A 14,378-nucleotide genomic window follows, 5' to 3' on the forward strand; every position below is an offset into this window, starting at 1 on the left:
TAATATCCCCTTTCTTACTCACCAATTAGTCTTTTTAGCATTTCTTGATGTTTTCTCACTTGTTCGATTTCACTAATCAAGTCCTCTTTACCACGGTCTTGGAAACGGCGTTGGCCTTCGTACTCCGAGTTTATATATCCTTCATATCCGTTTTCTTTCAAGAACTTGATAGGACCTTCATAGTCAATAGCAATATCTTGATATTGCCCCGGTTTTCCAGGAATCTCAGACATGTTATAAAATTTACCGTGTATGCTAATGATATAAGGCATTATAGACTTTAAGTCACTTGGTTTAGTGCGTGATAATAGTAATGCTTGCGCCATTACCTCAAAATCTATGTCTGTGTAATTAGGAACATTGTCCTTTATAAGCTTTTGCATCTTCTGGAAGGCTGGTAATAAATCTTTAGGTGCTTCGTTATGTTTCAAGTATCGATGAAATAATGACTCGACATTACCTGCGCTGTATAGAGATAAATCAATATCATTCAACTCGTTACTCTTCCCTAAATAATTATCCATACATAGCTCAACTACCAAATCGCAACTTTCTCTCTTCGCACCTTGTCTAACATACCAATCTAAAGTAACTTCCGAAGGGCGAAATGCAAAAATTCCCCAGTCAGGAACAAGTCCTAAATGTTTTGTTCCAGTTCTTTCACAATACTCGACAATTTCATTTACATATTGTCCATTGATTGGAATTGGAGCATGGATTTCTTTGCCTAATTTTATGTTGCATTCTTCAGCTACTGGTAAAGCTTCAATTAATATTTCTACTGGAGTTGTTGCTAAGGTTCTGACATTCTTAAATCCTAATTTCTTTGCTAGTCTAATATCATTTTTTAAACGCTCAGCAGACTCAGAGTACGTCATTACATGGTCTCGAAATTGTAAAACATCGTGAAAAACATCCATTGTAACTGGATTCGTTCCGTATTTTTCCATCCACTCAAACCACTTAGTAAAAAACTCTTCTGGTGGATTAGGATACTGACGAAGTGACATTTCATCTAAAATTTCAATACCATCAGCGCCATAAAGATTAGTACCTACTTCTTTAATCTGACCTTCTAAATCTAGTTCTTTAAAAAACTGAGTTTGTTGATAACTGTAGAAGGATACTCCACGTTTTATTTTTCCCATTTTAGTTGCTCCTTTCTATTCTTGCAGTTCTAATTCATATTTAATTACATTTCTTGTTTTATCTGAACCTGCTCCAGTACCTGGCTCAGGAGGATTTTTAACCCATTCCTCATCAGTTGGAAGATATCCATATGCAGCTAGTACTGATTGTTGAAATTCAATTACATGTTTACCTGGTTTAAGGCCGCCTTCTTTTGCAACATGGATAATTCCCTCATCATCGTAATCCCAGTGTTCCCAAACAGCATGTTTAGTCTCTTCAAATGATCTAGGCTCTTTTCCATTAATTTCAAAAGTTTGAACATCACGCTTGTACTCAACACCATCTACCTTAATGTAATAACCATTATGCAAGGATAAGAATACACCACGATAATTTGCATTTCTTGCTGCAAATTGAAATCCATTTATGTTTCCATTTTCATCTACATTATTTTTAAGACTATTACTTCTAATTAAAAAATTATCGAACATTATTTTATCCTCCTTTAAATATGAAAGATTTCGAGTAGGTGGTGACTCAACGAATCTTGGATTCCGTCCCTATTTACTCCCCTCCTTCAATGAATCTCCCTACTAACTTTAGTCTTATGCGTTTGAGCCAAATAAAAGGTATATACAATGCAGCTAAATATCCTTGCTTGCTACGGCAATAAATTAAAATTATTGTTTAAATAAACCTCAGGCATAAATAACGCTTGCATTTTTGTTATCTAAAGTAGTTGACGGTCAATACTATATTTTTATTTCTAAATTATTCTTAGAAGTAGGACAAGTCTCTCTAATCAGTAACTAGAGCTTATGTGTCTTAATTCCTTTAACCATATTCTAGTATTGTAAGCCCTTTATAACTACAGTTAATTTAAGCAAATAAACCGTAAAATACCACTTCTTATAGATTAAGAACTTTCTTCATAAAAAAATAGGACAATATTTGATATACAAATTTTGTCCTATTACTTTAAACCTTATCGTATTGATTACAAACCTACTGACATTTAGTAGACTTACTTGACTTTATTACCTGTATAATTTGAAAAAGAAAAGTTCTTTAAGAAATGTGTCTAGACAGACTCATCCATTTTTACAAAATGATAATGGCGTTTTAAAAGTGGCCATCTAAACTTTACAATCATTTCCAATTATTCTTTAAACCTAAATAAATACTTTATTATTTTTGATACTTTACCTTTTAAAAATTTTGTTGTATATCCTTACCATTGGGCCAACCAGTAGCACTGAAGCAAATGTTCCTTCTCGAATACTCAAAATTTCTCCTGTACTAAAAAATGCTATATTTACTGCAATTATTACAAGAGCCAAATCAAAAATTAGTTTAATATTTCCAAATTCTTTTTTTGACTTGATTGCCATTACTTTTACTAGCCCTTCTCCTGAATTATTAACGACATTTGCTTCTAATTGCATTACAATACTAAACGCAATAAGTATACAACCAAATATTAACATGATAATTTGTAATATATATATAGTTGTATGAAGGTTCAAAAGTAACTTCATACTTAAATCAATTGAAATACCTAAAAATGATCCCACAATAAGTTGAAAATATTGTTCTTTCGGAAACTTGCCCTGCAAAATAACTATTTGAATCAATATCAATAATAAGTTAAAAAATGCTGTATATACTCCAAAACTGAATTGAGTAACTAAACTGAGTACATAAGGAATACTTGAAATCGCAGTTGTACCTAAATCAGCTACAGTGACAAAGCTAATTCCAAACGCCATAACCACAATACTAATAAATAATAGGCAATATCTCTTTATAAGATTCCCCATTAGACCACTTCTTTCGTACACAATAGGAAATTGCTTATTATAATAAACACTATAACATTTATAAAATGCACAATATTTGTAAAAACCAAAATAGTACCATAAATTGCCTCTCATTATAAATCATAATTTACTCTTTTTTTAAAAATTTACATATTATAAAAGAATTCTGTCCTAGTACCTGGTTAACCAATTACCTTTTACCTAATTATATCCGTTACATATGTTAGATTGTTGTGCTAATATATAGCTAAATTGAGAAAAGGAGCACTAAAGTGAGCATTATTGAACCCCTAAAACTTGAACAAAGTTCGTTTAGATTTAATTTTAAAAATAAGACATATGCACAACAATGGGAAAAATCCCATGCACATCAAGGGTTAGAATTTCTATATATCCATCAGGGAAGAGGTCATATTAAAATTGAAAATCAAATTTATGAAATTAAACCTAAATCACTTGTACTTATTCAGCCTTATCAACCTCATAAATTAAATATCACCGCAAGTGAAAGAGAGCCATATATCCGGACTATGTTTGTTTTTGAACCTGCTTTTGTCGACCATTTTTTAAAACCTTTTCCTTCTCTTTATTCTTTTTTTAGATACTTGTATAAAGGTATACTTAAACAACCCTTAGTCTCAATGGAATATAATCATAATTTTCATACTCAATTACATGAATTTGATCAGAGGCTAAAATTAGTAAACAAACATAATCATCGAGAAGAATTAATCATTTTTCTAATTACAATATTACATAATTTAAAAGACATACTTCCCCAAGTATCTGAAGAATTCTTAGTTACAAAAAGAAATTCAAGACATGTTGAGAGCGTAATGGATTGGATTGATAGTAATTATAAAACAGACTTTTTACTAAATAAGATTGCGTCTACTTTACACTTATCGCCATATCATATCTCCCATTTATTTAAGGATGAGATGGGATGTACTATTACGGAATATTTAACTGTAAAACGGTTAAAAGAAGCATCTTTGTTATTATCGTCGACTGATTTATCTATAAAAACAATAGGAAGGAAAGTAGGATTCAAGAGTGGTTCTTATTTTTCACATTTATTCAAGAAAAACATCGGAATGACTCCTAAACAATATCGTCTATCCTCAAAGAACTTTTTTAATAAAGATAGCTAAAGATCATACACTCTTTCTAAAATGTTGGAATGTCAACACCAAACTGGACAACTTTTATAAGGCCTGTTTCTTGAATTCTACTGGCGTTAAGTAACCGAGTGTTCCATGAATTTGAATATGAGTTTTAGCTGTTCAAGAGAAGTAAAATGGGCTCCATTTGCGAATTCCGTTTTGAAGACTTTAAACATGGCTCCGGCTTCGGCGTTATCGTATGGACATCCCTTTGTACTCAAAGATATTAGGATTCCAAATGTTTCTATAGCCTCGGAAAGTAGTTTATTATCAAACTCTTTTCCTCGGTCTGTATGAAACATTTGAATGTTATGTAAGTTACCTTTAATGCTTGCCAATGCTTTATATACCAGGTCAGCTGTCTTATTTGGACCAACACTATGGCCGATAATTTCTCGGTTGAAAAGATTGACAAATAAACATACGTAATGCCATTTTTTCTCGACACGGACGTATGTTACATCACTTACAACTACAGTTAATGCTTCTTCTTGGTTAAACGGACGTTGTAACTCGTTTCGGGTAGGAGCTTCATTACTGGATTGTTTATATGGCTTGTATTGTGCCACCGTATAATTCGATACCAAGCCTAGTTGTTTCATAATCCGACCAATTCGACGACGAGAAACGATCCAGTTTTGCTTCTTTAACTCTACTTTGAGTTTGCGGGTACCATAATTACAACGACTTTCCTTAAAAATGCGTTGAATTTCATTGGAAAGCTCCACTTCTTCTCTTTCACGGGCTTCTTTTTCATGCAAATTGGCTTGATAGTATTAAATGTCATTCTCCATCATTAAGCGTTGATTTTCCCTTTACCCATTCAATAGAACTGTTTCTTTGAATCGACTACACTAAGTTGGATGAAATTATTCAATTATTTAGACCATATATTGATACAGAAATAAACTTGACATTCTTTATTAAACTTTTTTTAAAAAAATCACTTCTATCCTTGTTATTATTGCATTTATCAGCACATCTCTTAAGTATTATTATGCTTTCAGGTGAAATTAGATTTTTTCAAGAACAACTGCTCAACTAATTTCTTTTTAAAGTCCCTAACTACACTTTGGTTTTAAAACTAAGTTTAAACAAAAGATTTTCCACTTTCCTTCTACCGATTTATTTCCATCTAATCGCACATAATGGTTATTACATGCATTTGTATAAACAGCATTATAGTTTGTTAGAGTTAATATTTTACATTTTTAATAGCCCATGAGACAAATCCTCAAAATAAAGGTTTCATTATGGAGAGAAACTGAAGCCTTTTTAGATCCTTGTTTATCATGTATTATTTTCCCGTTTGTCTATTTTTGTCGAGAATATAGCCAAAAGTACTAGATCTATATAAAATTAATCCGGCTTTAGTATTATTAGGAGGAACTACAGAATCATGAGTAAATTTTCTATTAGCTTCATCACTTTACTCGCTGTAATATCTCTAACAGCATGCGGAGAAGAAACAACAAAAAATCTAACAAAAGGGCATTAATCCTTGTAGATTAATGCCACGAACAGGTTACTATAATATTGGCAAAACTATCAAATTCACTTGTCCCACAATTCAATTCACATTTTTCCTTGTGTAAGAACTTGCGCTACTGATAATTTAATACCGGGTAACGCTCAAATGCTCTCTATTTTCCAATGAATCATATAGTTTTCTAGACACTACGGCAAAATCACCTTGTAATAGCCCTTCACCTAACCATGCTGTTTCTGCTTTATGAAGCTCACCGGGGTTCCAATTAACTAGTTGGGAGGATGGAATAACAATATGTAATCGCGCATGATTACCAGAACCTGTACAATTTTCTTTATTTGCTGAACTTAGCCAATAATATCGATTTGCTTTCACTACTCACCCAACCTAGTATTTTATTGTTTATGGCTGTAGAAAGTATTGCAAATAAGCAGCATGGTGTAATCCAGCTGCTTATTTTATGAATAAATTGTATGCTGTAACTTGTTTACTTTCTTTTTTCAAAAAGGACCATTTCTCTTGCCTTCTCCATTAAACTTAATAAGTCTTTATATGAATTATTTAACTCAGACAATTCCCTTTTGAGCTTTTTATTTTCATTAAGTAAATCAGATATAGTTTTTTCTCATCATTTTTCTCTCCTTAGTCACGAATCCAATCCTTCCATGTAAAAATAGAAAACACCCAAAGCTTGTAGCTTTGGTCAATCACTAAAAGGTTACTTATGATATTTCTTTTACAATTAAATAAATACCTGCTAACTATGCACTCTCTTTTGTTAATTATGAAAAAAGTTTTATTACCATTAAACACAGATACTCTTACAACTATCTTAAATTCATTTAACTGTTCAATTTCACAATGATATCATTAATACATTTTTCAATTTCATCTAAAGAAACTAAATACCATTCTTTAGGTTTTTCAATTTTTCCATTTGCGGTTGGAACAGAGATTTGTATTTGCTTATCTTCAAATCTATGATGAATGACTGTTTCTAGTTTCCGACCACTAAAGTTTTGAACTTCCCAAGTTGCAATAATTTTTACTGGTGCATATAGGTAAGTTGCTTCATTTTCAGCATTAGCAATTCGTTTTTCAACATTTCCTGCAGCAAAACCAATCTTATAAAGATTTTGATACCTTGATATTTCAGGATTAGAACTAAGTGATTTTACTACATAAATATAGCCAGTAGTCTGATATTCAGCTGCTCTTTCTTCGACAGTAGTTTCTCCCATAACATCACTCATTACTTCGGTTACCATTCTACCATGACGAGTTTTATCAAAGAGATTCGATGCAAATGATCTCAGTAAAATCCCTTTGTTTTCAGTTCCATTTTCATAAATAAGATGAAGCTTTGCGTTACGATAACCATGTTTATCTGTATAATAATCACCTACAGTTAGAACATAAAGTAGAATTCCATTATCAATATAAAATTTACCTGGTAGAATGTTTTTTTCAGTATCAACGGGTATTATTTTTCGAGTGCCATTTGCAATTTCTTTTTGAACAAGTTTAAATAGAGGCTCATAATGTTCGAAATGACTAGCTCGTTTACGAACGCTGTATTTATCAGCTGCACTAATTGTTCTCTTATATCTTGACAAGTCAAGCAATGAATCAACTTTTTCTTTTTTCTCGAATAGTGTTTCATCATTAAGGATATCATCAAGAGACTTTGAACTTTTTATCGGGTCTTCTAAAACCGTATTTTGGCTATCAAACAAGTTAAGTTCATCAATCACAGCGAGCTTTTTTATCATTTCGGGCTTGTCACGATAACCCTTTAGTCTTGAAAATAATTTTCTTTCAGTCATATCACGTGATTTTTTGGGTTCTTTTCCATCATGATTTTTTATCCATTCGACAAGCTCTTGGAATTTTTCCAATTCTGGGTCAATTCGCTTAACTTGTTTCTTAGGAGTTTCAGCAATTAATTCATCAAAAATAGGGTCTGAAAAAATATCATCAAGATTAAGCTTGTCCATCTTGTCTTTCTCTCCTTAGTTGCTCTAAACGTAGTAAAGCATAAGCCAATCTTTGCTCGTACAGGTCTGAACTAGACTTATCTGGGATTTTACCATTTTCATTTTTAAACTGAACAATTTGAGGATACAGCATAACTAATTCATCTTCAGTAAATGTGAATTTTATACCATCCATATAATCTTGAATAAATCGTAAAGTAGGCGCATCAATTTCCTTTGAAATAACCTCATAAGCACGCTGGAAAGGATTCACTTCATCAATCAAATCAATGGCAATTTCATCAATATTTATAAACTTATTCGCCATTCTAAGAAATTGATTTCCGCCTGTTCCTTCTTCACGTTCTGCCGAATGTATAACAGCTTGAGCAACTAAGTACTGACGCACTTCTTCAGTCTCATCATTTGACAAATCAGGATAGGTATTCATTATCACACGAGGTATAAGTTGTTTATTAATCACTTTTGCATCGACGCCAGCAGCAATGGCTTGCTGAATTTGACTGTCTTGTAAAATACTCGCTTTCAAATCATTCAAATCATTTTGAATAATATTTTTTGAGCGCTCAGTACTTGGCTCTTTTAAACCCTTGATGAAAATATTTGTTCCTTTTGATTTCTGGCCATCATCATCTTTACGTTTAAAGTTGAAGTTTGGGGCTAATACAGATTCCATCAAAAGACTTGCGGTGATTGCCTTCATGACATTATTAACTGCAAACATGACCTCATCATCTTTAGCATCTGGTTGAGCAATTAAATTGGTAAATTGTGCGTGAGTTTTATTTGAACTATCACGAGTCACGCGTCCAATAATTTGCACTATTTCGGTTAATGAATTACGATACCCAATTGTTAAAGCATATTCTGCAAAAGGCCAGTCAAATCCCTCTTTTGCCATACCAAGTGCAATAATAATATCTAAGTCATCAAGTTCTGACATTTGTCGGATATATTCTTGTGCTTTCCCTCGTCCAAAATTCTCTCGGCCTTCCACACCATCCTCAGTCACTAAATCTGCTACTTTTAAAATACGCCCCGATGACTCAGTTACGAAATAGAGACCAGTTTTGGAATCGTATTGTACCTCCCCAAGTTCATCAAGAATACGATCGACTTCATCATATTTCTCTTTTGTTGATTCACCAGAATTTGGACTCGGTATATGAATGATTGTCTTTCTCGTGGTATCTAAAACTTCTGAAAGTGCATCAGTATATCGACCTCGATAGAAGCTATAGCCCATCGCAAAACTCTTTAGATATTTATAACCTTCAAGTTGTTCGTAATAAGTATAAGTTACCTTATCAAACTTTTGCTCGTCACTAGGTTCTAGAATTGGGACTGAATCACCTCGAAAGTAGGAGCCAGTCATCGCAACGATATGAGCAGAAGAATTTCCCATAATATTACGCATCGCATTACCAAGAACAGAATTATCATCTTGTGAGACATGATGAAACTCATCAATGGCAAGTAAAACATCGTCAAAGTCTGATTCATTCAATTTCTCAAAAGCAAAACGTAAAGTCGCGTGAGTGCAAACCATGATATTATCTTCTGGGTTTGTTGAACGAATAAAATTAACAAACTGTGACACTTTACTTTCACTTGTTCCACGGTCCGTAAGATTGTTTTTAGGATTAATAACCCAATCAGAGTAAAATCCGAATTTCGTCAGTTCGGTTGTGCGGAATGATTTACCAATTGAACGTTCTGGAACTGCAATAATTGTTTTTTTTATGCCTTGATTTCTGAGCTTATCCAAAGCTACAAACATTAAAGCGCGAGATTTGCCTGATGCAGGTGGAGCTTTAACTAATAGATATTGTGAGGCACGTTTCTCATAGACACGCGCCTGCATTTCACGCATTCCTAACACATTTGTATTTTGGCTTTGTCCAGTACCATTGTAATTAATTTCAAATATATTTGATGTCATTTTTTCTCCTTACTTACCTTTTCTTGATAAAGCTTCAACATTAAATTCAATCGTTCCTCATCTGATTTGAAAGGTTCTTGCTTATATGCGCGCTCCACAATACCATCAATTTTTTCGTGTGCTTCGCGTAATCTTGCGTTCATTGGTTTATTCGCTCCACCATAAAGCTCAGCAAGAGTACCTCCTTCCTCTTCCCGGACATCCAGCATCTCTAAAACAGCTTCTTCCAGGATATTTTTACGATTTGTTGAGAAATCGGGAATAGGGAATGTATTAAAAACCAAGCCTGCAGAATAGCGATAATCCATTTTCAATCTTCCACCAACTGCGCGAAACCAAGTCATATGCATTCGAGACTCTAATACGCCTAGGAGCCAGATTGGTGCATCGTAGATAAGATAGAGTTGATTTGAAAAAACAGTATCAGTATCGCTATAAGTTCCACATATGTAGTCTCTTTTTTCCGAATTGATAACAGGAATTACGATTGCAGGTAAATTTTTGTATCTAATTTGTGAAAATTTCCAATAGGTTGATACTGAAGATTTTGCAGTTGTACCTGCTTCTTGACGAAATTTCTTTACTAATTCAAATCTACGAGTTAATTCAGGTATTTTTTCTGCCTCTTCAAGCTGGTTGTCATTTATCCATACTACATATGAATAGTTATCATTTACTAAGTCCTTTGCATTTAGAAATTTTTTGAATAAAAATGCTGAATTTGGATAGTCAGCTATAATATTCTCATACTCAGATTTTGAAAAAATTAAATTATTTCCTTCATAACCAGCGCTTCCTAATTCCATCTGATAAGGTAAACTTGGATTTAATTCTCGTGATTTTGAGACTCTTATTCCTTCCCCAGTTCCTAAATAAGCATTTATTGAATCAACTTCCTTAAAGTCATCATCCGTGTATAGTTTTTTCATATTGCTATCAATATTTGAAATCCCTACAATTGAGACTATTACTCCAGCATTATTTTTAGCATTATTGTTCCATTTTATTGTAGGATAAGCAAAAGAAATTTCAAGATTGGTAAGAATATGTTCTTGCACCTTTATTGCTTGAATTCCTTGAAATAGCGAGTTTGTAGTTACAAAGGCATATTTTGCCGTTTTATTTTGGATTAATTTTGAAGCTTTAAAGAACCAACCAAAAATATAATCAACTATTCTAAAGTTATTCGGATAAATAGCAAACAATAAATCTTGAGTTTGAGACTCTGTTCTGTGATTCGTACCTTTCGCAGCAATATAAGGTGGATTACCCATTATATAGATTTCGTCATTAGATTCATGAATCACAACTTCATTCCAATCCACACGCAAGGCATTGGCATGTACGATATTACCTGACTCTTGTAATGGAAGAATCCGTGGCTGATAGTCAGCAAGAGCTGCAGTCATCTCGAGATTCATCTGGTGCTCGGCAATATATAGAGAGAGTCTTGCAACTTCGTGAGCAAAGTCATCAAGTTCTATTCCTGAAAATTGATTAAGTTTAATTTTGGATTGTTTAAGAAGACTGCCTTGATAAACATCTTTCTCATCCAGTGATTTTCGTACTTCTCTAATTTTAATAAGACAGTCAATTTCAAGTCGACGGATTTCCTTATAAGCAATAATTAAAAAATTACCTGATCCACAGGCCGGGTCTAAGAATTTGATTTTGCTCATGCGCTCAAGCAAGTTTTCAAATTGATTGATAATACTACGTTGTTGCTTGCGACGATGTTCCTCAGTAATCTCACGCTCAAGATAATCATCCGCTAGGTCTGATAAACGTTGATATTCAGTTCGGAGGTTATCCAAAAAAAGCGGCTTAATCACTTTCATGATATTTGACACGCTTGTGTAGTGCATGCCTGATACTTGACGTTCTTCTTTATTTGCAACAGTTTGAATCATGGCTCCCAAAATATCGGGATTGATTTCATTCCAGTTAAGCAATTCACCTGCTTCGATAAGTAGTTTTCGGGTTAAAGTGCTGAAATTTAATTCATGATGTGGTTCTTTGAAGAGTTTACCATTAACGTAAGGAAACTTTTTTAACCATTCAGGCACATCTTGTCTTTGGTTTTCAGGTACATCTAAAATTGAGAATAATTCTTTGATGATTGAATTTAGATTGCTTCCATTGGTTTTAGTTCTTGTTTTAAGGACATTAGTAAATGAGCCCTTAGTGATAATTTCTGTATCTTCACAAAAGTATAAGAAAAGTGAACGAATTAGAAAAAGGTTAAAGGGCTTGCCGTCAGCTTCCTTTTTTGCAAGCTCTGGATTAATTTTAACCAATTCATCATAAAGTTTTGTAAAACGTTCAGCAGCTTTAATATCTGCCGGGTTTTCTTTTAGGTAATCAACTTTCTCAATCCCATTCCATGCAAGAAAAAACTCTGAATAAGTTGGCAAATCTTCAAAGTGAATAGCAAGTGAATCATTTGTTTTTGTATCTTTTGCATAAAGCATTTCAAAATCAGTAGTGATAATATAGCGAGGCTTTTGATTTTGAGATACAATTTTTTGCTCGATTTTGTCAATAGCTAGTATTGGATTGTTTTGAACTTTACGATAAAGAACCTTATTTCGTATTAAAAAATCTCCTTCACTTGATTTTGCACGTGTGATACTTGTTTTGGGAATATCAAAAAGTCCTAAAAACTCTTCAATAAAAGTCTCTTCATTTAAATTTTTAATTATTGTTTTAACTCTATCTTCAATTTCTGTGATAGATAATAAATATTTTTTTGACATTTGAATTTCAGTCCTTTAATTAGCTAATAATGATACTATTATAGCAAAGATTATTAAATCTTCTAGTGTTACAGATAATGTAAGATTAGAATGAATAATTGCTTAAAAACGGTGCCATCTCTGGCTACACAGTACATTGGGGGATGCTGCGTATAATGTTAAATAATTCAAAAGCTTATTTTTTCAAAAAGTATTAGTAGCAATAATCCATTAACATTTTACCTGATATTTGTCAAAATGCAATTATCATATTTTCTTATGAAAATCCCAAATTGGATACTTATAATAGACAGGTGGTTCAAACACTTTATGCCTAATAGAATAATGTAAATGGAAACAACATAAAAATGACAAAGCCAATCCCATAATACAGGAAACGACTTTGTCTATATAATCAGCATATCTAAAGTTTTATTTTGGTAGTGATAATAATCCCTCAATTTTCTTTTAGCTCGATTAAGTGAGGCATCTACACTTTTTGTATTTCTCCCAACCTTTTTCGCTATCTCAACATAGGTTAAACCCTCAGAATACAATTCTAGCACTTTTAATTCTAGTTCACTTAATATTACTCTAACAGTTTCTTTAAATTCTAGTTTTTCCTCACCATATAGCAATTCAAACTCAGGTGATACAACTTTGTCGTTTGGAATAATGTCATACAAAAAAAAGTTTGTTTGTTGCATGTTTTGACTATTAATAGGTTTATCAATTGATACTGAAGTTAAGTGGGATAAATGTTTGTTTCTCGTAGCAGTTTTTAATGCAGTTATTATTTGCCTTCTTATACAAATGTTTGCGAAGGAACTAAATTTTGTATTTAATTCAAATTTATAGTCACGAATAGCCTTATAAAAGCCAATTAAAGCTTCTTGATACACATCTTCCTTTTCAGTTCCCTTAATATAGTAAGCTTTAGATATATAGCTTATCATTCCACAATAATTATCGAGAAGATGTTCAAAGGCATACGCATCATTCTTTTGAGCTAAATTAACTAACTTATTGTCATCCAAATTTTGATAGGATATAGTTAGATTTATCAAAATATTTCCCCACTATCTATAGATAATCTTATAGTAAATATTCTACACTTATTTTAAAATCCCTGCATCATTTATTGTTTAAATATCTAACAGGAAATGCTTATATGATTTCCCTTTTTTGCAACTAAAAATTAATAACTAGGAATCGTGCCTGTAAAACCCGTAATTAATCTACTTTATTAAAAATTCCGTAAAACCAATTTTTTACTATTGATTTGCTATTCCGGACTGCTAAAAAATACCCTCCTTATTGAGTTCATCAAATCTTTTTATATATCTTACTCTTTCCAATTAATTAATTGGTTTGAAATTTCTGGTTTAACTAGCCTAGACCAAATAACTCAGAAACGCTTATCTTTATTAAGTCTTTTAAAGTAGCAGAACGTCCAGCATGACGTGGATCTCCATGCTCGGTAAAAGTGCTAATAGCATTTTTAATATCAAAAACATATAAATTATCTTTGTGTAATATTGAAAGTAATTCAACAATACGTAGAACTTCTTTGTAATAAAGTAGGTTGGGAATGGTTTTAACTTCTGGTTTCCCCCAACCTAATACTATTAGCCCTTTATTTTTCATGGCTATCGCCAGCTTATCTTCATTTAATTTTTGAACTCTATCTAGGACATTCGCTTCCTTTAAAAATTTAATATTCATTAAAGCCGTGGAGGTATTAATGGCATAGACCGGTAATACATTACAAATACTAATATCTTTAATTTGATGTCGATCTATTTGATAGTCATAGAAAAAATTAATTATCTTATTTACGGTTCCATCTGATTTATCTTCGTTAGCACCAGAAGGGTTCATTAATATAATCCCAACTGACAATCCCTCTCTTCTGTTCAAAAATGGAATTGTTAAAGAATATCTGACATCAACATTTCCTAGATAAGATTCCTTATCAATATCAATTTCAGATTGATTAACTTTTGTTAAGTCGTACATTATTGCCATTTTACCCACTCCTGCTTAGTTTAAATGATTTTGTTCATAATCTCACCAATCTTTATACACAAATCATATC

10 protein-coding genes and 1 pseudogene are annotated in these 14,378 nt (G+C 32.5%); 1 reads left to right on the forward strand and 10 read right to left on the reverse strand.

Going from position 1 to position 14,378, the window contains the following annotated elements:
- Positions 1–14: 14 nt before the first annotated feature.
- From L8T27_RS26315 to L8T27_RS26325, 3 genes are all read right to left on the reverse strand, one after another.
- Positions 15–1,148 (reverse strand): sugar phosphate isomerase/epimerase family protein, encoded by a 1,134-nt coding sequence (locus tag L8T27_RS26315; protein ID WP_237944236.1) that lies wholly within the window; start codon positions 1,146–1,148, stop codon positions 15–17.
- Positions 1,149–1,163: 15 nt separating this feature from the next.
- The gene (locus L8T27_RS26320) at positions 1,164–1,622 is read right to left on the reverse strand and encodes a C-glycoside deglycosidase beta subunit domain-containing protein (protein WP_237944237.1); all 459 of its coding nucleotides are present in this window, start codon (positions 1,620–1,622) and stop codon (positions 1,164–1,166) included.
- A 711-nt stretch (positions 1,623–2,333) separates the two neighbouring features.
- A complete protein-coding gene (locus L8T27_RS26325; protein WP_248574512.1) occupies positions 2,334–2,951 on the reverse strand; it encodes a YczE/YyaS/YitT family protein in 618 nt (205 codons plus the stop codon).
- Between the two features lie 272 nt (positions 2,952–3,223).
- Between L8T27_RS26325 and L8T27_RS26330 the strand changes: the two genes are divergently transcribed.
- Positions 3,224–4,105, forward strand: a complete 882-nt coding sequence (locus tag L8T27_RS26330) for a helix-turn-helix transcriptional regulator (protein ID WP_237944239.1) — start codon at positions 3,224–3,226, stop codon at positions 4,103–4,105.
- Positions 4,106–4,159: 54 nt separating this feature from the next.
- Here L8T27_RS26330 and L8T27_RS26335 read toward each other — a convergent pair.
- The 7 genes and pseudogenes from L8T27_RS26335 to L8T27_RS26365 form a co-directional block, all read right to left on the reverse strand.
- Positions 4,160–4,875: pseudogene (locus tag L8T27_RS26335) on the reverse strand (IS3 family transposase); the annotation flags it as partial.
- Positions 4,876–5,732: 857 nt separating this feature from the next.
- Positions 5,733–5,981, reverse strand: a complete 249-nt coding sequence (locus L8T27_RS26340) for a hypothetical protein (RefSeq protein WP_237944240.1) — start codon at positions 5,979–5,981, stop codon at positions 5,733–5,735.
- 467 nt (positions 5,982–6,448) lie between these two features.
- Positions 6,449–7,603: a GIY-YIG nuclease family protein gene (locus L8T27_RS26345; RefSeq protein ID WP_237944241.1), complete on the reverse strand. Its 1,155-nt coding sequence runs from the start codon at positions 7,601–7,603 to the stop codon at positions 6,449–6,451.
- A complete protein-coding gene (locus L8T27_RS26350) occupies positions 7,590–9,545 on the reverse strand; it encodes a DEAD/DEAH box helicase (RefSeq protein WP_237944242.1) in 1,956 nt (651 codons plus the stop codon). The genes L8T27_RS26345 and L8T27_RS26350 overlap by 14 nt, the downstream gene beginning before the upstream one ends.
- A complete protein-coding gene (locus tag L8T27_RS26355; RefSeq protein ID WP_237944243.1) occupies positions 9,542–12,301 on the reverse strand; it encodes a DNA methyltransferase in 2,760 nt (919 codons plus the stop codon). Before L8T27_RS26355 ends, L8T27_RS26350 begins: the two co-directional genes overlap by 4 nt.
- 386 nt (positions 12,302–12,687) lie before the next feature.
- Positions 12,688–13,347 (reverse strand): sigma-70 family RNA polymerase sigma factor, encoded by a 660-nt coding sequence (locus L8T27_RS26360; RefSeq protein ID WP_237944244.1) that lies wholly within the window; start codon positions 13,345–13,347, stop codon positions 12,688–12,690.
- 322 nt (positions 13,348–13,669) lie between these two features.
- The gene (locus L8T27_RS26365; protein ID WP_237944245.1) at positions 13,670–14,308 is read right to left on the reverse strand and encodes a DUF1643 domain-containing protein; all 639 of its coding nucleotides are present in this window, start codon (positions 14,306–14,308) and stop codon (positions 13,670–13,672) included.
- Positions 14,309–14,378: the final 70 nt, after the last annotated feature.

The organism is Niallia sp. Man26, from assembly GCF_022049065.2.
GTDB lineage: Bacteria > Bacillota > Bacilli > Bacillales > Cytobacillaceae > Niallia.